The organism is Streptomyces sp. NPDC102258, from assembly GCF_055584685.1.
In genome coordinates this window covers 306,365-326,839 of the sequence record NZ_JBVJLO010000003.1, presented here as the reverse complement: position 1 = coordinate 326,839, position 20,475 = coordinate 306,365, and the positions used below count along the sequence as shown (strand labels likewise).

18 protein-coding genes are annotated in these 20,475 nt (G+C 70.1%); 8 read left to right on the top strand and 10 right to left on the bottom strand.

Annotated elements, in window-relative coordinates; translation table 11 throughout:
- Positions 1 to 26 precede the first annotated feature (26 nt).
- From ACZ6ZT_RS07075 to dusB, 4 genes are all read right to left on the bottom strand, one after another.
- On the bottom strand, positions 27 to 431 hold the full coding sequence (locus ACZ6ZT_RS07075; protein ID WP_469716285.1) for a VOC family protein: 405 nt from the start codon (positions 429 to 431) through the stop codon (positions 27 to 29).
- A 149-nt stretch (positions 432 to 580) separates the two neighbouring features.
- Positions 581 to 1,609, bottom strand: coding sequence for an ArsR/SmtB family transcription factor (locus ACZ6ZT_RS07070; RefSeq protein ID WP_469716283.1), 1,029 nt, complete (start codon positions 1,607 to 1,609; stop codon positions 581 to 583).
- A gap of 411 nt (positions 1,610 to 2,020) precedes the next feature.
- On the bottom strand, positions 2,021 to 4,741 hold the full coding sequence (ppdK, locus tag ACZ6ZT_RS07065) for a pyruvate, phosphate dikinase (protein WP_469716282.1): 2,721 nt from the start codon (positions 4,739 to 4,741) through the stop codon (positions 2,021 to 2,023).
- Positions 4,742 to 5,107: 366 nt separating this feature from the next.
- On the bottom strand, positions 5,108 to 6,250 hold the full coding sequence (gene dusB, locus ACZ6ZT_RS07060) for a tRNA dihydrouridine synthase DusB (RefSeq protein ID WP_469716280.1): 1,143 nt from the start codon (positions 6,248 to 6,250) through the stop codon (positions 5,108 to 5,110).
- 52 nt (positions 6,251 to 6,302) lie between these two features.
- Between dusB and ACZ6ZT_RS07055 the strand changes: the two genes are divergently transcribed.
- The 4 genes from ACZ6ZT_RS07055 (at position 6,303) to ACZ6ZT_RS07040 (ending at position 10,415) form a co-directional block, all read left to right on the top strand.
- The gene (locus ACZ6ZT_RS07055) at positions 6,303 to 7,754 is read left to right on the top strand and encodes an MFS transporter (protein WP_469716279.1); all 1,452 of its coding nucleotides are present in this window, start codon (positions 6,303 to 6,305) and stop codon (positions 7,752 to 7,754) included.
- Positions 7,755 to 7,856: 102 nt separating this feature from the next.
- A complete protein-coding gene (locus ACZ6ZT_RS07050; protein ID WP_469716277.1) occupies positions 7,857 to 8,942 on the top strand; it encodes an aldo/keto reductase in 1,086 nt (361 codons plus the stop codon).
- 21 nt (positions 8,943 to 8,963) lie between these two features.
- Positions 8,964 to 9,557 carry a TetR/AcrR family transcriptional regulator gene (locus tag ACZ6ZT_RS07045; protein ID WP_469716275.1) on the top strand — a complete coding sequence of 198 codons (594 nt, stop codon included), beginning with the start codon at positions 8,964 to 8,966 and terminating at the stop codon, positions 9,555 to 9,557.
- Between the two features lie 129 nt (positions 9,558 to 9,686).
- A complete protein-coding gene (locus ACZ6ZT_RS07040; RefSeq protein ID WP_469716273.1) occupies positions 9,687 to 10,415 on the top strand; it encodes a VC0807 family protein in 729 nt (242 codons plus the stop codon).
- Positions 10,416 to 10,495: 80 nt separating this feature from the next.
- Here the strand turns inward: ACZ6ZT_RS07040 and ACZ6ZT_RS07035 are convergent, their stop codons facing one another.
- Positions 10,496 to 11,878 carry a glycine--tRNA ligase gene (locus ACZ6ZT_RS07035; RefSeq protein WP_469716272.1) on the bottom strand — a complete coding sequence of 461 codons (1,383 nt, stop codon included), beginning with the start codon at positions 11,876 to 11,878 and terminating at the stop codon, positions 10,496 to 10,498.
- Between the two features lie 155 nt (positions 11,879 to 12,033).
- Here ACZ6ZT_RS07035 and ACZ6ZT_RS07030 point away from each other — a divergent pair, with 155 nt between their 5' ends.
- From ACZ6ZT_RS07030 to ACZ6ZT_RS07015, 4 genes are read left to right on the top strand one after another with little or no spacing between them, the layout of a single operon-like run.
- Positions 12,034 to 13,029 carry a metal ABC transporter substrate-binding protein gene (locus ACZ6ZT_RS07030; protein ID WP_469716271.1) on the top strand — a complete coding sequence of 332 codons (996 nt, stop codon included), beginning with the start codon at positions 12,034 to 12,036 and terminating at the stop codon, positions 13,027 to 13,029.
- Positions 13,029 to 13,850, top strand: a complete 822-nt coding sequence (locus ACZ6ZT_RS07025; RefSeq protein ID WP_469716270.1) for a metal ABC transporter ATP-binding protein — start codon at positions 13,029 to 13,031, stop codon at positions 13,848 to 13,850. Before ACZ6ZT_RS07030 ends, ACZ6ZT_RS07025 begins: the two co-directional genes overlap by 1 nt.
- On the top strand, positions 13,850 to 14,716 hold the full coding sequence (locus tag ACZ6ZT_RS07020; RefSeq protein ID WP_469716268.1) for a metal ABC transporter permease: 867 nt from the start codon (positions 13,850 to 13,852) through the stop codon (positions 14,714 to 14,716). The genes ACZ6ZT_RS07025 and ACZ6ZT_RS07020 overlap by 1 nt, the downstream gene beginning before the upstream one ends.
- Positions 14,717 to 14,767: 51 nt before the next feature.
- Positions 14,768 to 15,196, top strand: a complete 429-nt coding sequence (locus ACZ6ZT_RS07015) for a Fur family transcriptional regulator (RefSeq protein ID WP_078626133.1) — start codon at positions 14,768 to 14,770, stop codon at positions 15,194 to 15,196.
- Here ACZ6ZT_RS07015 and ACZ6ZT_RS07010 read toward each other — a convergent pair.
- From ACZ6ZT_RS07010 to leuA, 5 genes are all read right to left on the bottom strand, one after another.
- Positions 15,193 to 15,720: a YcxB family protein gene (locus ACZ6ZT_RS07010; RefSeq protein ID WP_469716267.1), complete on the bottom strand. Its 528-nt coding sequence runs from the start codon at positions 15,718 to 15,720 to the stop codon at positions 15,193 to 15,195. The genes ACZ6ZT_RS07015 and ACZ6ZT_RS07010 overlap by 4 nt on opposite strands.
- Positions 15,721 to 15,793: 73 nt before the next feature.
- On the bottom strand, positions 15,794 to 16,615 hold the full coding sequence (locus ACZ6ZT_RS07005; protein WP_469716266.1) for an isoprenyl transferase: 822 nt from the start codon (positions 16,613 to 16,615) through the stop codon (positions 15,794 to 15,796).
- An 11-nt stretch (positions 16,616 to 16,626) separates the two neighbouring features.
- Complete coding sequence (gene recO / locus ACZ6ZT_RS07000; protein WP_469716264.1) at positions 16,627 to 17,373, bottom strand: DNA repair protein RecO; 747 nt, start codon at positions 17,371 to 17,373, stop codon at positions 16,627 to 16,629.
- Positions 17,374 to 17,430: 57 nt separating this feature from the next.
- The gene (locus tag ACZ6ZT_RS06995) at positions 17,431 to 18,126 is read right to left on the bottom strand and encodes a TerB family tellurite resistance protein (RefSeq protein ID WP_469716263.1); all 696 of its coding nucleotides are present in this window, start codon (positions 18,124 to 18,126) and stop codon (positions 17,431 to 17,433) included.
- 231 nt (positions 18,127 to 18,357) lie between these two features.
- Positions 18,358 to 20,130: a 2-isopropylmalate synthase gene (leuA, locus tag ACZ6ZT_RS06990; RefSeq protein ID WP_469716261.1), complete on the bottom strand. Its 1,773-nt coding sequence runs from the start codon at positions 20,128 to 20,130 to the stop codon at positions 18,358 to 18,360.
- Between the last annotated feature and the right edge of the window lie 345 nt (positions 20,131 to 20,475).

Sequence of the window (20,475 nt, the reverse complement as noted above, 5' to 3'; positions counted from 1 at the left end):
CGCGGCGGCCTGCCGGCCCTCGGCTCTCAGCCCTCGACCATCGACGGGTCCATCCACATGATCTCCCAGGTGTGGCCGTCGAGGTCGTCGAAGGCCCGGCCGTACATGACGCCGTGGTCCTGGGCCGGCCGGGGCTCGGTGGCCCCGGCCGCCAGGGCCCCGTCGACCAGCGTGTCCACGGCGGTCCGGCTCTCCGCGCTGAGGCAGAGCAGCACCTCGGAGGTGGTGGTGGCGTCGGCGATGGCCTTGTGGGTGAAGTCCTTGTAGCGGGCCTCGGTCAGGAACATCGCGACGATGCTGTCGGTGATGGGCATGGAGACGCCGTTCTCGTCGCTGAACCGGGCGTTGAAGGAGTAGCCGAGCGCGCTCCAGAAGGACTTGGTCGCCTCCAGGTCCTTCACGGGCAGGTTGACGAAGATCATGGTGGTCATCTCGGTGTCTCTTCTCTCGCGTGTCCGGCGTGCGGGGTGCGGTGCGGTGCGATGCGGTGCTTCCGAGAGGTAGACCGGAGCCCGCCGGAGAACTCATCGCCGCCCAGAGGACTTTTTTTCGCGGTACCCGCGCCCGCTCGGCCGCCGCCTCAGGACGCCACGGCGCCGCCCTTGAGGAGCGCCGCTCCCAGCGGGGTCACCGTGTGCAGGACGGCGTTGCCGTGGCGCAGGGTGGTGACCAGGCCCGCCTCGCGCATCACACAGGCGTGCTGGCTCGCCGAGGCCAGCGAGACCCCGGCCCGGCGGGCCAGCTCGCTGGTGGTGGCCCCGTCGCCGATGGCCCGCAGCACCACGGAGCGGGTGTGGCCCACCAGCTTGCCCAGGGTGCGCTGGCGCTGCTCCTCCGCGGGCCGGGCGGCCTCGCCGCCGGGCGCCGTGGAGGCCAGCTGGGCCGCGGCCGGGTAGACCAGCACGGGGGGCAGCTCCGGGTCGTGCAGGGTCACCGCGGTGCGCCGGCAGAAGAAGGACGGCTGGAGCAGCAGCCCGCGTCCGCGCAGCCGTACGTCCCGGTCCACCGGGTACTCGCATTCGAGCACCGGCGCCCGCCAGCGCAGCATCGGCGGCAGCGAGGCGAGCAGCTCGTCGGCGCCGCCGTCGAGCAGGGCCCGGCCGCGCGCGGCCCGTTCGGCCTCTATCTGGGCCTGGATGTGGGTCCAGTACGGTTCCACGGCCGCCCGGTGGTACCCGCGCAGCTCCGCCAGGAGCCGTGGCAGGTGTTTGGTGCCGCCGTCGATGAACTCCCGCAGCCGCACGGGCGGCGGCGTCCCGAAGGCCGCGCCGAAGCCCGTACCGGAGCCGGAGCCCACGAGGGACAGCTCGCGCCGCAGCCGTTCGGGGCGCAGCCCGCGCAGGGCGTCGAGACCGACGTCCCACCCGTACTGCCCCTCGACGGGCGTGAGGAAATCCGGGAAATACCCGCGCGCCGGTATGAGCGCGCCGAGCAGTCTTGTTTCACCATTCAACCGGCTCCGGGTTTCCGTACGCCATTCACCGAACAACCGGACATCCCGCCGGTCCCTTAAGCGGTGAAAGCTGAGAATCGTTTCCCACAACGCGTCGGGACGTCCTGCCATCCGTACACGTGCCAGGTCCACTCCAGTGAAATGGATACGAAGCACCGAACCCCCAGCTGTGCAACCGCAATCCCCCCGCCCCATGAGTATGCACGCCGTCACACGTGGTCACCACGCCCTTTCAGCCACAGTTGAAACCCCTTTCGGCAGGAGCGTGACAAGCGAAATCCTGTACTCCGCCAGGCACACTCCGGTGCGACCGAAACGCTCCGTGAAGGCCGTGGGGGGCTTTGCGGGGCCTGGCGGTCGGTCGCACCGGGAAGCGCCGACGTGCCTGGCAGATAGGCGGCAGGCGGTGGACGGGTGGGGATCCGTCCACCGCCTGGCGCCGTAAAGACTTCGTTGAATATGCGGCGATACCCGGCCTTCGAAAAGAAGGCGCGCCCGCCTCCGGCCGTCAGGCAGCCGGGGGCGGGCGCGGTCGGTGGGGGACCGGTGGCGACCGGTCCCGGGGGCTCAGCGGCTGTCGGAGCCCTTCGACTCGGCGGCCGCGCGGCCGGCCTCCAGGCGCGCCACCGGGATCCGGAAGGGCGAGCAGGAGACGTAGTCGAGGCCGACCTCGTGGAAGAAGTGCACCGACTCCGGGTCGCCGCCGTGCTCGCCGCAGACGCCCAGCTTGAGGTCGGGGCGCGTGGCCCGGCCGGCCTCCACGGCGCTGCGGACCAGCGTGCCGACGCCGTCCTTGTCGATCGTCTCGAACGGCGAGACCCCGAAGATGCCCTTCTCCAGGTACGCGGTGAAGAAGCTGGCCTCGACGTCGTCGCGGGAGAAGCCCCACACCGTCTGGGTCAGGTCGTTCGTGCCGAAGGAGAAGAACTGCGCGGCCTCGGCGATCTGGCCGGCGGTCAGGGCGGCGCGGGGCAGCTCGATCATGGTGCCGATGCTCAGCTTGAGCTGCGTGCCGGTCGCGGCCTCGACCTCGGCGATGACCTGGTCGGCCTCCTCGCGGACGATCTCCAGCTCCTGGACGGTGCCGACGAGCGGGACCATGATCTCGGCGCGCGGGTCGCCCTTGGCGTTCTTGCGCTCGGCCGCGGCCTCGGCGATCGCCCGGACCTGCATCTTGAACAGACCGGGGATGACCAGGCCCAGGCGGACGCCGCGCAGACCCAGCATCGGGTTCTGCTCGTGCAGCTTGTGCACGGCCTGGAGCAGGCGCAGGTCGTTCTCGTTGGCGTCCTTGCGGGACTCGGCGAGGGCGACGCGCACCGACAGCTCGGTGATGTCGGGCAGGAACTCGTGCAGCGGCGGGTCCAGCAGGCGCACGGTGACGGGCAGCCCGTCCATCGCCTCGAACAGCTCGACGAAGTCCTTCTTCTGGAGCGGCAGGAGGGCACTGAGTGCCTCTTCGCGCTCGCCGTCGGTGTCCGCCAGGATCAGGCGCTCCACCAGCTCGCGCCGCTCGCCGAGGAACATGTGCTCGGTGCGGCACAGGCCGATGCCCTGGGCGCCGAAGCGGCGGGCGCGCGAGGCGTCCTCGGCGTTGTCGGCGTTGGCGCGCACCCGCAGGCGCCGGACGCGGTCCGCGTACGCCATGATCCGGTGCACGGCGGCGACCAGCTCGTCGGCGTCGTCGGCGCCGGCGTGCATGCGGCCCTCGAAGTACTCGACGACCGGGGACGGTACGACGGGTACCTCACCGAGGTAGACCTTGCCGGTGGAGCCGTCGATGGAGACGACGTCGCCCTCTTCGATGACCGTCTCGCCGACCGTCATGCGGCGGCGCTTGGTGTCGACGTCGAGCTCCTCGGCGCCGCAGACGCAGGTCTTGCCCATGCCGCGGGCGACGACGGCGGCGTGCGAGGTCTTGCCGCCGCGCGAGGTCAGGATGCCCTCGGAGGCGATCATGCCGTCCAGGTCGTCGGGGTTGGTCTCGCGGCGGATCAGGATGACCTTCTCGCCGGAGCGGGACCACTTGACGGCCGTGTACGAGTCGAAGACGGCCTTGCCGACCGCCGCGCCCGGGGAGGCGGCGATGCCCCGGCCCAGCAGCGTGGTCCCCCCCTTGCCGGAGGCGGTCTCGTCGAAGCGCGGGAACATCAGCTGCGCCAGCTGGTGGCCGGTGACGCGCTGGAGGGCCTCGGCCTCATCGATCAGGCCCTGGTCCACGAGCTGCGTGGCGATGCGGAAGGCGGCGCCCGCGGTGCGCTTGCCGACGCGGGTCTGGAGCATCCACAGCTGACCGCGCTCGATCGTGAACTCGATGTCGCAGAGGTCCTTGTAGTGGGTCTCCAGCGTCTCCATGATCGTCATGAGCTGGTCGTACGAGGCCTTGTCGATGCCTTCGAGGTCCGCGAGCGGCACGGTGTTGCGGATGCCCGCGACGACGTCCTCGCCCTGCGCGTTCTGCAGGTAGTCGCCGTAGACGCCCTGGTGGCCGCTGGCGGGGTCGCGGGTGAAGGCGACGCCGGTGCCGGAGTCGGGGCCGAGGTTGCCGAAGACCATGGAACAGATGTTGACGGCGGTGCCCAGGTCACCGGGGATGCGCTCCTGGCGGCGGTAGAGCTTGGCGCGGTCGGTGTTCCAGGAGTTGAAGACCGCCTCGACGGCGAGGTCCATCTGCTCGCGGGCGTCCTGCGGGAACGCGCGGCCGGCCTCCTTCGCGACGATCTCCTTGAAGGACGTGACCAGCTTCTTCAGGTCGGCGGCGTCGAGGTCGGTGTCGACGGTGACCTTCTTGGCGGCCTTCGCCTCCTCCAGGGCGTCCTCGAAGAGCTCGCCCTCGACGCCGAGGACGGTCTTGCCGAACATCTGGATCAGGCGCCGGTAGGAGTCCCAGGCGAAGCGCTCGTCGCCGGACTGGGCGGCCAGGCCCGCGACGGACTCGTCGGAGAGGCCGATGTTGAGGACCGTGTCCATCATGCCCGGCATGGAGAACTTCGCTCCGGAGCGGACGGAGACCAGCAGCGGGTCGTCCGACTGGCCGAGCTTCTTGCCCATCTTCGACTCAAGGGCGGCGAGGTGCGCGCTGACCTCGTCGCGCAGCTCGGCCGGGGCCGTGCCGCTGTCCAGGTAGACCTTGCAGGCCTCGGTGGTGATGGTGAAGCCGGGGGGCACGGGGAGACCGAGGTTGGTCATCTCGGCGAGGTTGGCTCCCTTGCCGCCGAGAAGGTCCTTGAGGTCCCGGTTGCCCTCGGTGAAGTCGTAGACGAACTTCTGATCTTTGTTTTCCGACACGGGTCTCGACTCCTCGACGACTCGGCTGGCTGCCCTGACGGCCAGGAACATACCCAGATCGAAGGCTTGTGGGTACGTCCACTTGGTCGTCATGAGGCCGTAACCACCCGTGCGCCAGCAGATCGAAAGTAACTCACGGGTAAGCCAGACACGTGATTCGCCTTCACTTCCCGAAGCCGGAGGGTGTGTACGGGCCTAGATTCCGCTCGGATGAGCGATCATCGATCCATTTGCGTTCAAGCCTTGAACGAACAAAGGGTGGCACCCAGTGCCACCCTTTGAAAGTCTTACCCGTGACTTCTGTGCTCATCTGAGCGAAACCTCTCCCATGCGTGGCGTATATCACGCCGCGCTGAGGGCGATTTGTCAGCCTCCGGACGTGTCCAGCTCGGCGTCCTCGCTCACGCCGGCGCAGTCGTACGGATCCTTCAACCAGCCCTCGGGCAGGACAACCCGGTTGTTTCCGGACGTCCGGCCGCGCGGACCGTCCGCGCTGTCGGGCCAGGGCTGATCCAGATCGAGCTCGCTCAGATGAGCGTCCAGTTCGGCCAGGGAGGAGGTGACCGCCAGCTTCCCGCGCATCTGCGATCCGACCGCGAAGCCCTTGAGGTACCAGGCCACGTGCTTACGGAAGTCGATCACCCCGCGCGCCTCGTCCCCGATCCACTCACCGAGCAGCTGCGCGTGCCGGTGCATGGTGGCCGCGACCTCGCGCAGCGTCGGCTTGTGGAAGTCCTCCGGGCGCCCCTCGAAGGCCGCGACGAGGTCGTTGAACAGCCACGGCCGCCCCAGGCAGCCGCGCCCCACGACCACGCCGTCACAGCCCGTCTCGCGGACCATGCGCAGCGCGTCCTCGGCGCACCAGATGTCGCCGTTGCCGAGCACCGGGATCTCCGGCACGTGCTCCTTGAGGCGCGCGATGGCGTCCCAGTCGGCGGTGCCGCCGTAGTGCTGGGCGGTGGTGCGGCCGTGCAGGGCGATGGCGGTGACCCCCTCCTCGACGGCGATCCGGCCGGCGTCGAGGTAGGTGAGGTGCTCGTCGTTGATGCCCTTGCGCATCTTCATGGTGACCGGCAGGTCCCCGGCGCCCGCGACGGCCTCGCGCAGGATCGCGCGCAGCAGGTGGCGCTTGTAGGGCAGGGCCGAGCCGCCGCCCTTGCGGGTGACCTTGGGGACGGGGCAGCCGAAGTTCAGGTCGATGTGGTCGGCGCGGTCCTCTTCGACGATCATCCGCACGGCCTTGCCGACGGTGACCGGGTCCACCCCGTACAGCTGAATCGAGCGCGGCTTTTCCGTCGCGTCGAAGTGGATCAGCTGCATGGTCTTGTCGTTGCGCTCGACCAGTGCGCGGGTCGTGATCATCTCGCTGACGAACAGCCCCTTGCCGCCCGAGAACTCGCGGCAGAGGGTACGGAACGGGGCATTGGTGATGCCGGCCATCGGCGCGAGCACCACGGGGGGCTGCACGGTGTGCGGGCCGATCGCGAGAGGCGGAGGGAGCGTGGTCATCCCCCCATTGTCGCGCACACCCTGTTCGTTAGTTAGTCGTACTATCGGCAATATGCATCACATGAGTCCCCGGAGGCGTGTGCTCGTCCTGGCGATCTGCTGCATGAGCCTGCTGATCGTCAGCCTCGACAACACCGTCCTGAACGTCGCGCTCCCCTCGATCCGCCGCGATCTGAACGCCTCCGTCGCGGGCATGCAGTGGACGATCGACGCCTACACCCTGGTCCTCGCCTCGCTGCTGATGCTGGCCGGCTCCACCGCGGACCGGATCGGCCGCCGCAGGGTCTTCGCGGCGGGCCTGGTGATCTTCACGGCGGGCTCGGTGCTCTGTTCGCTCGCCCCCACCCTCGAATGGCTGATCGCCTTCCGGATGATCCAGGCCGTCGGCGGCTCGATGCTCAACCCGGTCGCCATGTCGATCATCACCAACACCTTCACCGATCCCAAGGAACGGGCCCGCGCCATCGGCGTCTGGGGCGCGGTCGTGGGCGTCTCCATGGCCGCCGGACCGCTGATCGGCGGGCTGCTCGTGGACTCCGTGGGCTGGCGCTCCATCTTCTGGGTGAACCTCCCCGTCGGCCTCGTGGCCCTCGTCCTGACCCTGCGCTTCATTCCGGAGTCCCGCGCCGAGCGGCCGCGCCGGTCCGACCCGGTGGGCCAGGTGCTGGTCATGGTCCTGCTGGGCACGGTGACGTACGGGATCATCGAGGCCCCGGCGGCGGGCTGGACCTCCCCGCAGACCCTCGGCTGCGCCGCCGCCGCGCTGGCCGCGCTGGTGGGGCTGCTGGTGTACGAGCCCCGGCGCGCGGAGCCGCTGATCGATCCGCGGTTCTTCCGGAGCGTGCCCTTCAGCGGGGCGACGGTGCTGGCGGTGAGCGCCTTCGCCGCGCTGTCCGGCTTCCTCTTCCTGAACACCCTCTACCTCCAGGACGTGCGCGGGCTGGACGCCCTGGACGCCGGGCTCTACATGCTGCCGATGGCGGCCTTCGCCTTCCTGTGCGCGCCGGTGTCGGGGCGGCTGGTGGCCACCCGGGGGCCGCGGCTGCCGCTGCTGGTGGCCGGGGTGACCATGGGGGCGAGCGGGCTGCTGTTCGCGGTGTTCTCCGCGGAGGGCTCCACGCCGCTGATGTTCGCCGGGTACGTGCTCTTCGGCATCGGCTTCGGCCTGGTCAACGCCCCGATCACCAATACGGCCGTGTCCGGGATGCCGCGCGCCCAGGCGGGGGTCGCCGCCGCCGTGGCCTCCACCAGCCGGCAGACCGGCGGAGCGCTCGGGGTCGCGGTGATCGGCGCGGTGCTGGCCGCCGGAACGGCCGGGGGCGGCAGCTTCGTGGCGGCCACCCGGCCCGCCTGGTGGATCATCACCGCCTGCGGGCTGCTCGTCCTGGTGGTCGGCGCCGCGACGACCGGCCCCTGGGCCAACGCCACGGCCCGCCGCACGGCTCGTGAACTGGAGCCCTCTCTCGCCGGACCTGCCGCGACCGCCGCTCCCCCGTCGGCCTGAGGCGACCAGGCGCCACCCGCGTTCCCCGTGTTCCGCCCGGGGAGCGCACACCATCGAGTGACAGATATTGAAATCTGTCATCCGTCATGCCATTCTCGTTTCATGACCACGAATGAGAACCAGAACGAGAACCGAAACGCAAACACCACCGCGACCGGCGCGACCCCTCGCCGGCTCGGCGCCACGGGGCCGACCGTCTTCCCCCTGGGGCTGGGCTGCATGGGCATGTCCGCGCTCTACGGGGAGGCCGACCGGGCCGAGTCGATCGCGACCGTCCACGCCTTCCTGGAGGCCGCCCCCGCCGGTGTGCACACGCTCCTCGACACCGGCGACTTCTACGGCATGGGCCACAACGAGCTGCTCGTCAACGAAGCCCTCCGCACCGCCCCGGCCGCCGCCCGCGAGCAGGCGCTGACCAGCGTCAAGTTCGGGGCCCTGCGCACCGTCGAGGGCGGCTTCAGCGGCTACGACGGCCGGCCGGCCGCCGTCCGGAACTTCCTGGCCTACTCCCTCCAGCGGCTCGGCCGGGACCACATCGACATCTACCGGATCGCCCGCGTGGACCCGGACGTCCCCATCGAGGAGACCGTCGGGGCCATCGCCGAGGCCGTCCAGGCCGGGCACGTCCGCCACATCGGCCTCTCCGAGGTCGGCGCCGACACCCTGCGCCGGGCCGCGGCGGTGGCTCCGATCTCCGACCTCCAGATCGAGTACTCCCTGATCTCGCGCGGCATCGAGGCCGAGATCCTGCCCACCGCCCGCGAGCTCGGCATCGGCGTCACCGCGTACGGGGTGCTCTCCCGCGGCCTGATCAGCGGCCACTTCAGCCGCGACCGCGAGCTGGCCCCCGGCGACTTCCGCGGTATGAGCCCCCGCTTCCAGGGCGAGAACCTCCAGCGCAACCTCGACCTCGTCGACGCGCTGCGCAAGGTCGCCGAGGAGAAAGGCGTCAGCGTCGCCCAGACCGCCATCGCGTGGGTGCTCGCGCAGGGCCCGAGACTGGGCGTCGACCTCGTCCCGCTGGTGGGCGCCCGGCGCCGGGACCGGCTGACCGAGGCACTGGGTGCCATCCCGGTGGAGCTGACGGAGGCCGATCTGGCCGCCATCGAGGAGGCGGTCCCGGCCGGGGCGGCGGCCGGCGAGCGCTACCCGGCGGCCCAGATGGCCCACCTCGACAGCGAGCACTGAGCGGGCGGTACGGTCGTACCCATGTCCCCCGCTGCTGCCGAGCCCCTGACCCCCGAGCGCATCCTCGAAACCACCGAGGAAGTGCTGCGCCGCTTCGGCCCCGGCAAGGCGACCGTGGTGGACGTCGCGCGGGCGCTGGGCGTCAGCCACGGCAGCGTCTACCGGCACTTCCCGTCCAAGGCGGCGCTGCGCGAGGCCGTCACGGAGCGCTGGCTGGCCAAGAGCGAGGACATGCTGGAGGGCATCGCCTCGGCCCCCGCGCAGGCGGCCCCCTCCAAGCTGGAGTCCTGGCTGGAGGCGCTCTTCGCCGCCAAGCGCCGCAAGGCCGGAGCGGATCCGGAGCTGTTCGCCACGTACAGCGTGCTGCTCGCCGAGAACAGCGGGGTGGTCGACGCCCATCTGACCCAGCTCATCGACCAGCTGACCCGGATCATCGGCGAAGGCGTCGCCGAGGGCACGCTGGACGCGCCCGATGTCCCGGCCGCCGCCCGCGCCGTCTTCGACGCCACCGGGCGCTTCCACGACCCGCAGTACGCGGCGGACTGGCTTTCCCCCACGATCGTCACGGAGTTCGAGGCGGTCACCGCGCTGATCATCCGGGGTCTGCGCGCCTGACCCGGAATGGGTCGTAAGCCGCCCGTCCGGACAGCTTGGTGATCATTTTGGCTGGTGTGACTTGTACACGCCGGTGTGGTGTCCCTACGGTCGCCCTACCGCATGTTCATGCACCAACCAGGGGGACCCTTGTCCGGCGACATCGCACAACCTGCCACTCCCTCCCGCTCGGGCGCGGCCACCGCCCTCGGCTGGATCCTCACCATCGGGCTCAACGTGGTCGCCCCGATCCTCACGTACAACTACCTCACCGACCACCGTCATTGGAGCGAGTTCTCGGCGCTCCTGGTCAGCGGTGTCTGGCCGGTGCTCGAAAGCGTCGTCAGCGTGGCCTGGCGCCGCAAGCTCGACGAGTTCGCGGTCGTCACGCTGGTGTTCCTGGTGATCACCGCACTCGTCACCCTCATCGGCACCCACTCGGCCCGGACCCTGCTGGTCAAGGACTCGGCCGTGACCGGGCTGTTCGGCGCCCTCTGCCTCGCCACCCTGCTCGCGCCGCGGCCGCTGATGTTCTACTTCGGCCGCAAGTTCGGCACGGACGGCAGCAAGGAGGGTGTGGACGCCTTCAACAGCCTCTGGCAGTACCCGGACTTCCGCACGGTGATGCGCCGGATGACCGTCGTCTGGGGCGTGGCCTATCTGGTCGAAGCCTCGCTGCGCCTGGTCCTGGCCCTCGTACTGCCCACGTCCACGATGGTGATCGTGAGCCCCGTCCTGATCTACGGCTTCCTGGGCGGCCTGGTCCTGTGGACCATCCGTTACGGGAAGCGGTCCCAGGCCAAGGGCCAGGCCCGGGCGGCCGCCCGGCAGCGGGAGGAGGAGGAGGCGCCGGCCCGGGGCGGTACCGCCTCCGCGTAGCCGCCCGGCGGAACGGGTGAAAAGCCGGTGGCCCGGTGCGCGATCCGCGCACCGGGCCACCGGCTTTCGTACGTCCCGGCCTAGCAGCCGAGCAGACGGCTGCCGAGGTAGCTCTGGATCTGGTCCAGGGAGACGCGCTCCTGCTTCATGGTGTCGCGCTCGCGCACGGTCACCGCGTTGTCGTCCAGGGTGTCGAAGTCGACGGTGACGCAGAACGGCGTGCCGATCTCGTCCTGGCGGCGGTAGCGGCGGCCGATGGCGCCCGCGTCGTCGAACTCGATGTTCCAGTGCTTGCGCAGGTCGGCGGCGAGGCCCTTGGCCTTCGGCGACAGCTGCGCGTTGCGGGACAGCGGCAGGACGGCGACCTTGATCGGGGCCAGCCGCGGGTCGAGGCGCATCACGGTGCGCTTCTCCATGACGCCCTTGGCGTTCGGGGCCTCGTCCTCGTTGTACGCGTCGAGCATGAAGGCGAGCATCGCGCGGTTCACACCGGCCGCCGGCTCGATGACGTACGGGGTGTAGCGCTCACCGGCCTCCTGGTCGAAGTAGACCAGGTCCTGGCCGGAGGCCGCGGAGTGCGCCTTGAGGTCGAAGTCCGTGCGGTTGGCGACGCCCTCCAGCTCGGAGAACTCGCTGCCGCCGAAGTTGAAGCGGTACTCGATGTCGGCGGTGCGCTTCGAGTAGTGGGACAGCTTCTCCTTCGGGTGCTCGTACCAGCGGATGTTCTCCTCGCGGATGCCGAGGTCGCGGTACCAGTTCCACCGCTCGGCCATCCAGTACTCCTGCCACTGCTCGTCCTCGCCCGGCTTGACGAAGAACTCCATCTCCATCTGCTCGAACTCGCGCGTGCGGAAGATGAAGTTGCCCGGCGTGATCTCGTTGCGGAAGGACTTGCCCATCTGCGCGATGCCGAACGGGGGCTTCTTGCGCGAGGTGGTCTGCACCTGGGCGAAGTTGGTGAAGATGCCCTGGGCGGTCTCGGGGCGCAGGTACGCCTTCGAGCCGGTGTCCTGGGTCGGGCCGAGGTGGGTCTCCAGCATGCCGGAGAACTGCTTGGGCTCGGTGAACTGGCCCTTCACACCGCAGTTGGGGCAGTTGACGTCGGCGAGACCGTTGGCGGGCGGGCGGCCGTGCTTGGCCTCGTACGCCTCTTCCAAGTGGTCGGCGCGCTGGCGCTTGTGGCAGGAGGTGCACTCGGTGAGCGGGTCGGAGAAGGTGGCGACGTGGCCGGAGGCCACCCACACCTCGGGGGCCAGGATCACGGAGGAGTCGAGGCCGACGACGTCCTCACGCCCGGTGACCATCGCCTTCCACCACTGGCGCTTGATGTTCTCCTTGAGCTCGACGCCGAGCGGGCCGTAGTCCCAGGCAGCCCTGGTGCCGCCGTAGATCTCACTGCACGGGAAAACGAAGCCACGGCGCTTGCTCAGGCTGACGATGGTTTCGATCTTGTCGGCGGCCACGGTGCTCTCTTCATTACGAGGACGAACGGCGAAGTCTTCAGGTTACCGGCGCCCACACCCCCCCTATCAAATCGGGGGACCCCTTCCATGATGCCCGGCGGGCCGCCCACCTGGGTTTTTGACAATCGTTTCCACTTTTGATGAAAATGGATGTCATGAACGTACGACGCCTCATACCCAGCGCCGCCCTCGCCGGTGCCGTCGCCCTCGCCGCGACGGCCCTCACCGCCTGCTCCGGAACGGCCTCCGACGGCGACAAGGACGGCAAGGCAGCCAAGGACGGCAAGCTCGCCGTGACGGCGTCGTTCTACCCGATGCAGTTCCTCGCCGAGCAGATCGGCAAGGACCACGTCGCCGTCGACAGCCTCACCAAGCCGGGCGTCGAACCGCACGACCTGGAGATCACCCCGAAGCAGACCGGCCGGCTCTCCGAGTCCGACGTGGTGCTCTACCTCAAGGGCCTCCAGCCCGCCGTCGACAAGGCCGTTGCCCAGTCCGGCGTGAAGCACGTCGTCGACGCCGCCACCCTCACCGCGCTGGAGACGCACGGCGCCTCCGGCCACGACGACCACGCCGGGCACGACCACGCCGCCGAGGGCGAAGAAGCGGGTCACAGCCACGACGAGGGCGGCGCGGACCCCCACGTGTGGCTCGACCCCGTCAAGTACGCGGAGATCGCCAAGGGGCTCGGCGGCGCCCTGGCGAAGGCCGACCCCGACCACGCGGCGGACTACCGCAAGAACACCGACGAGCTGCTGGCGAAGCTGGGCGCCCTGGACACCGAGTTCAAGGACGGCCTGAAGAACACCGCCACCAAGACCTTCATCACCACCCACTCCGCCTTCGGCTACCTCGCGGAGCGCTACGGCCTCGACCAGGAGGGCATCTCCGGCGTCGACCCCGAGGCCGAACCCAGCCCGGCCCGCATGAAGGAGCTCCAGGCCGTCGCGAAGCAGGACAATGTCTCCACCGTCTTCTTCGAGACCCTGGCCAGCGACAAGACGGCCAAGAGCCTCGCCCGGGACACCGGTCTGAAGACGGACGTCCTCGACCCCCTCGAAGGCGTCACGGACAAGTCCCAGGGCGCTGACTACTTCGAGGTCATGCGGTCCAACCTGAAGAACCTCCAGAAGGCACTCGGGAGCAAGTAATGGCAGCAACGGAGGCGCCCGCCATGCAGACCACCCCGCACGAGGACCAGGACCCCGACCAGAGCGTCATATCCCTGCGCGGGGCCACGGCCTCGCTCGGCTCGCGCCCCGTCCTGCGCGGGATCGACCTCGTCGTCCGCGCCGGCGAGGTCGTCGCCCTGCTCGGCGCCAACGGCTCCGGCAAGTCCACCGCCGTGCGCGCCGTGGTCGGCCAGGTCCCGCTGACCGGCGGCTCCCTGTCCCTCTTCGGCACCGAGTTCGCGCGCTTTCGCCAGTGGTCGCGGATCGGTTACGTCCCCCAGCGCACCACCGCCGCCAGCGGCGTCCCGGCCACCGTCCGCGAGGTCGTCTCCTCCGGCCGGCTGGCCCGCACCCGCTTCGGGTTCCTGCGCAAGGCGGACAAGGCGGCCGTCGAGCGCGCCCTGGCCCTGGTCGACATGGAGTCGTACGCCGACGCCTCGGTCAACGCCCTCTCCGGCGGTCAGCACCAGCGCGTGCTCATAGCCCGGGCGCTCGCCGTGGAACCCGAACTGCTGATCATGGACGAGCCCATGGCCGGCGTGGACCTGGCCAACCAGGGGGTCCTGGCGAGCGCCCTGCGCCAGCAGGTGGCCGCCGGCACGACCGTCCTGCTCGTCCTGCACGAGCTGGGCCCGCTGGAGCCGCTGATCGACCGGGCCGTCGTCCTGCGCGATGGCTGCGTCACGCACGACGGCCCGCCCCCGGAGGCCGTCGGCCAGCACGCCCTGCCCGGCCACGACCACGTACACCCCCACGCGGCGCACGACGCCGAACCCCTGCGGACGGGACTGCTGACCTGATGGAGATCCTCGACTACGCCTTCATGCAGCGGGCCCTGCTCGCGGCCCTGCTGGTGGGTCTGACCGCTCCGGCGATCGGCACCTACCTCGTCCAGCGCCGCCAGGCCGTCATGGGCGACGGCATCGGGCACGTGGCCATGACCGGCGTCGCGCTCGGCTTCCTCCTCAACACCAGCCCGGTCTGGATGGCCACCCTGGTCGCCGTGATCGGCGCGGTCGGCATGGAGCTGATCCGCTCCCGGGGCAGGACCAGCGGGGACATCGCGCTCGCCATGCTCTTCTACGGCGGCCTCGCCGGCGGCGTGATGATCATCAACCTGTCGCCGGGCGGCTCCACCGCCAACCTGAGCAGCTACCTCTTCGGTTCGATCACCACGGTCTCCGCCGAGGACATCACGGCCGTGGTCGTCCTCGCCGTCTTCGTCGTCGCCGTCACCCTGGGGCTGCGCCGTCAGCTGTTCGCGATCAGCCAGGACGAGGAGTTCGCCCGGGTCACCGGCCTGCCGGTGCGCGCGCTGAACCTGCTGATGGCCGTCACCGCCGCCGTCACCGTCACCGTCGCGATGCGCATCGTCGGCCTGCTGCTGGTGAGCGCCATGATGGTGATCCCCGTCGCCGCGGCCCAGCGCGTCACCCGCGGGTTCACCGCGACCCTGACCCTGGCCATGGTGATCGGCGTCGTGGTCTCGCTGGCGGGCACCACGGCCACGTACTACATCGACGCGCCGTCGGGAGCGACGATCGTGCTGCTCGCGATCGCGGTCTTCACGGTCACCACGGCCCTGTCCACCCCGCTGGCCAGGCGCCGCGCGAGGGCCGCCGTGGCCTCCGAGGAGGTCTGTACCCGCGACGGTGTGACGGCCTAGCCGGAGCGGCCACCTGGCACAATGGGCCGAGGCCGAAACGAGGAGGAACCGGTGGCGACTGCGCCTGGCGAGATGAATACCGCGCCAGTACGAGGGCGATCCACCCGGCAGCGGGCCGCCGTGGCGGCGGCGCTGGACGAGGTGGACGAGTTCCGCAGTGCCCAGGAGCTGCACGACATGCTCAAGCACCGCGGCGACTCCGTGGGCCTGACCACCGTCTACCGCACGCTGCAGTCCCTGGCGGACGCCGGTGAGGTGGACGTGCTGCGCACCAGCGACGGCGAGTCCGTGTACCGGCGGTGCTCCACCGGGGACCACCACCACCACCTGGTCTGCCGCAAGTGCGGCAAGGCGGTGGAGGTCGAGGGCCCCGCGGTGGAGAAGTGGGCCGAGTCCATCGCGGCCGAACACGGCTACGTGAACGTGGCCCACACGGTGGAGATCTTCGGCACCTGCGCCGACTGCGCGGCGGCCGGCTAACCCACGCGGATCAGATTCCGGTCGAAAAGCGAACGGATCCGGTCGATGTCGATCGGATCCGCAGCCGCCCGCTTGGGCAGGACCGTGAGCCCGACGGCTTTGTCGTCGTCGCTCAGCATCACGAAGACGTGCTCCGTCTCGACGTAGCGGGGCTGTAGCCGCCAGCCGATCCGGGTATCCGTGTCGGCCGCGACCAGCCGGATCCCGGCCTCGCCCACGGTGGTGCGGGTCTCCCCCGCCTTGGCGAGCAGACCCTTGAAGCTCCGCGCGGTGAGCCGGGTCCCGTAGACCCGCAGCACCCAGGCGAGGACGCCCAGGACCACCATGACGGCCCCGGTCACGGGCCGCTCCCCCTTCCAGAGGTCCAGCACCCCGCTCAGCGGCAGCAACACCCCGATCACGACGAGCAGCCGCCGCGCCCGGCGCCCCGCCCGCGTGGCGCGGGCGCGCGCGTCCAGCCCGTACGCCATGTCCTGCGGCGTGAGCCGGTACACCAGCTCGACGCTTCCCCCCTGCATGTCCATGACGGATCAGCCTATGCGGCTCCGCCTACCCGGTCGAGGCGTTAACGGACCGCCGGGCGGCGCGCGACGCCGGTCAGGCCGTGGTGGTCTCGGACTGGTTCGGGACCGCGCCGCCGAAGCGGCGGTCGCGCTGGGCGTACTCCAGGCAGGCCCGCCACAGGTCGCGGCGGTCGAAGTCGGGCCACAGCACGTCCTGGTAGACCATCTCCGCGTACGCGCTCTGCCAGAGCAGGTAGTTGGAGGTGCGCTGCTCGCCGCTGGGGCGCAGGAAGAGGTCCACGTCCGGCATGTCCGGGTAGTACATGTACTTCGCGAAGGTCTTCTCGTTGACCTTGGCGGGGTCCAGCCGCCCGGCCGCCACGTCCCGCGCGATGGCCTGCGCCGCGTCCGCGATCTCCGCGCGGCCGCCGTAGTTCACGCAGAAGTACAGGGTCATCGCGTCGTTGTCGACGGTCTGCTCCTGGGCCACCTGGAGCTCCTGGACCACCGACTTCCACATCTTCGGCATGCGGCCGACCCAGCGGATCCGGATGCCCAGCTCGTTCATCTCGTCGCGGCGGCGGCGGATCACGTCGCGGTTGAAGTTCATCAGGAAGCGGACCTCGTCGGGCGAGCGCTTCCAGTTCTCCGTCGAGAAGGCGTACAGGGACAGGTTCTTGACGCCCATCTCCAGGCAGCCCTTGAGCACGTCCAGCACGACGCCCTCGCCGACCTTGTGGCCCTCGGTGCGCGGCAGCCCGCGCTCCTTGGCCCAGCGGCCGTTGCCGTCCATGACGACGGCGACGTGGTTCGGGACCAGCTCACCGGGGATCTTCGGCGGGCGCGCACCGGAGGGGTGCGGCTCGGGAACCTTGTACTCGCGGCGAGAACGTCCCAGAATCCCGCGTCGTGCCATGTGCCCAGCTCCTATTTCTCGACGTATCGCAAGGAGCGTAGCCCGCGCTCCAGATGCCAGTGCAAATAGGCCGAGACCAGCCCGCTGCCCTCCCGCACGTGGCGCGCCGCGCAGGCGTCCGCGTGCTTCCAGTCGCCCGTCAACAGCGCGCTGAGGAGGGCGATCGCCTCCGACGAGGGTACGACGGAGCCGGGCACGCGGCAGTCCCCGCACACGACCCCGCCCGCGGCGACCGAGAAGTGCCGGTTGGGGCCGTGGATCCCGCATTTCGCGCAGTCCTCGAAGCTGGGCGCGTAGCCGTTGACGGCGAGGGAGCGCAGCAGGAACGCGTCGAGGATGAGGTGCGGTTCGTGTTCGCCGCGGGCGAGGGTGCGCAGGGCCCCGACGAGCAGCAGGTACTGCTGTACGGAGGGCTCGCCCTCGTTCTCGGTGAAGCGCTCGGCGGTCTCCAGCATCGCGGTGCCGGAGGTGTAGCGGGCGTAGTCGGTGACGATGCCGTTGCCGTAGGGGGCGATGATCTCGGTCTGCGTGCACAGCGGCAGGCTGCGGCCGATCAGCTCGCTGCCCCGGGCGAAGAACTGCACGTCGACGTGGGAGAAAGGTTCCAGCCCGGCGCCGAACTTGGACTTCGTGCGCCGCACCCCGCGCGCGACGGCCCGTACGCGTCCGTGACCGCGGGTGAGCAGCGTGATGATGCGGTCCGCCTCACCCAGCTTCTGGGTGCGCAGCACGATGCCGTCGTCGCGGAACAGACTCATGCGCCCATTGTCTCCTGTACGGGGACCCGCGCGGGGACGCCTGCGCCCAGGGAGCCGCTAGGGCGCCCGCACCGCCGACAGCAGCCGGGTCACCTCGTCCGAGCCCATGCGCAGCGCCGCGCCGACGGTGGCCAGTACCTCGCGCTCGGCCGGGGTGTAGGGGCCATCGGCGAGGGCGATGCGCGCGCCCTGGAGCAGGATCGAGGCGCGGCCCGGTCCGGCCAGGTGCGGAGCCAGTGGTTCCAGCGCCTCGTGGAGCTCGATCGACAGCGCAGCCCCGCAGCACTCGGGCCCGTCGTACAGCCCGAGCCGGCCCTCGTCGGTGGCCAGGGACTCCACCAGGGACTCCAGCTGCTCCTCGGTGCAGTCCTGGAACCCGGCGGTCCGGACGGCCGTCACGGCGGCCTCCAGGGCGCTGCGCGAGGCGGTCCCGCCCGCGGCCAGCACGGCCAGCGCCACCGTGTGCGCGGCGTCGCGCAGGAGCGCCGAGAAGCGGGTGGTGGTCAGGTGGTCCAGTACGTCGGTGTCGAAGCACAGGCGGCAGGCCTGGCACTCCACGACCGGCCCGGCGTCGCCGCGCGGCAGCAGCGGGACGCCCAGCACGGTGAAGCGCCGGCGTCCGGTCCGCCTGCGGTAGTTGCGGTCACCGCCGCAGCCGGGGCAGAAGAACTCCCCGTCGCCGACGGTGCTCCAGGTGGTACGGATGCCCCAGGCCGTCAGCTTCCGGCCGTCCCCACCCCGAACTGGCAGCACGTCGCACCTCCGTAACCTTCCGGCAACATCGCCGGGTTGGCGTGATGTTAGCCACATCGGTGAGGCCGCGTCAGTCGTGTGACAAGACAACCTCGGACGAGGGCGCGCAGTTGGCCGAGTTGCGCCCCCGACAGACCGCCGCAGAACCCCGTAGAACCCCCGGTGCCCGGCCCCCCGGGGACGGCGTACCCCGCCCCCGCGCTGCCGCGGGGACGGGGTACGCGTACGGACTCAGCGACCCGCACGGTTGACGGCGGAGATGACCGCCTTCAGGGAGGCGCGGGTGGTGTTGGCGTCGATGCCGATGCCCCACAGGACGCGGCCGTCGATCGCGCACTCGATGTACGAGGCGGCCACGGCGGAGGCGCCCTCGCTCATCGTGTGCTCGCTGTAGTCCAGCAGACGGGCGTCGACGCCGATGCCGGCCAGCGCGTCGAAGAAGGCCGAGATCGGGCCGTTGCCGGTGCCGCTCAGGACCGTCTCCACGCCGTCCACGACCGCCTCGACGGTCAGCGTGTCCGTGCCGTCCTTGTCGGTGGTGGTCGAGCCGGAGCGCAGCTGGATGCGGCCCCACTGAGCCGCGGCGTTGGCCGGGTTGGGCAGGTACTCGTCCGAGAAGATGTCCCAGATCGCCTTCGGCGTGACCTCGCCGCCCTCGGCGTCGGTCTTGGCCTGGATGATCCGCGAGAACTCGATCTGCATGCGGCGCGGCAGGTCCAGCTTGTGGTCGTTCTTCAGGACGTAGGCGATGCCGCCCTTGCCGGACTGCGAGTTGACCCGGATGACGGCCTCGTAGGAGCGGCCGACGTCCTTCGGGTCGATCGGCAGGTACGGGACCGCCCACTCGATGTCGTCGACCGTCTTGCCGCGGGCGGCCGCGTCGGCCTCCATGGCGTCGAAGCCCTTCTTGATGGCGTCCTGGTGGGAGCCGGAGAAGGCGGTGTAGACCAGGTCGCCCGCGTAGGGGTGGCGCGGGTGGACCTCCATCTGGTTGCAGTACTCGCTGGTACGACGGATCTCGTCGATCTGCGAGAAGTCGATCTGCGGGTCGATGCCCTGCGAGAACAGGTTCATGCCCAGCGTGATCAGGTCGACGTTGCCGGTGCGCTCGCCCTGCCCGAACAGGCAACCCTCGATCCGGTCCGCGCCGGCCATCAGGGCCAGCTCGGCGGCGGCGACGGCGGTGCCGCGGTCGTTGTGGGGGTGCACGGAGATGCAGATGTGCTCGCGGCGGGTCAGGTGGCGGGCCATCCACTCGAAGCGGTCCGCGTGGGTGGAGGGCGTGGAGCGCTCCACGGTGGCGGGCAGGTTCAGGATGATCTCGCGGCCCTCGCCCGGCTGCCAGACGTCGCAGACGGCCTCGCAGACCTCCAGGGCGAAGTCCAGCTCGGTGTCGGTGAAGATCTCCGGGCTGTACTGGTAGCCGAAGACGGTCTCGGGGCCCAGCAGCTTCTCGGCGTACTCCATGACCAGCCGGGTGCCGTCGACGGCGATCTGCTTGATCTGCTCCTTCGAGCCACGGAAGACCACGCGGCGGAAGGTCGGGGCGGTGGCGTTGTACAGGTGGACGGTGGCGCGCTTGGCGCCGACCAGGGACTCCACGGTCCGCTCGATCAGGTCCTCGCGGGCCTGGGTCAGTACGGAGATGGTGACGTCGTCCGGGATCGCGCCCTCTTCGATGATGGAGCGTACGAAGGCGAAGTCGGTGTCGCCGGAGGAGGGGAAGCCGACCTCGATCTCCTTGTAGCCCATCCGCACCAGCAGGTCGAACATCTCGCGCTTGCGGGCGGGGGTCATGGGGTCGATCAGCGACTGGTTGCCGTCGCGCAGGTCGGTGGAGAGCCAGCGGGGGGCCTTGGTGACGCGGGCGTCCGGCCAGGTGCGGTCGGGGATGTCCACCTGCTCGTACCGGCCGTACTTGTGGATCGGCATCCCGGAGGGCTGCTGGGTGTGGGTCGCGTTGGTGATGGGCGTGGGGCGACCGACAAAAGGCTGCTGGCTCATGGCGTTGGGCTCCTCGCGTGTCCGCGTGTAGTTCGCTGGGACGGCCGACGGCGGTCGTATAAACCGCAACACCAAACTCCGCGGGGAGGGGGCCGGCCTACGACTACAGACCCTCGCCGCGGCAGCTAAGGAGAAGCAGCCCGAAACGCATGATGGACCGAGCCTAACCGAGCCGCCCCGTATCGCGAGGACGTGTTTCAGTATGCAAGACCGTCACGTCCGATTTGCCGCTTTTGTGAGCTAGGTCTCTATTCTCAGCCGGGGTCCGGTCGATCCGTCAACGCACCATGCTCCCTTTCAGACAGTCGAATGAATCATGGTTGCGGCTAGTGACACCGGCATCAC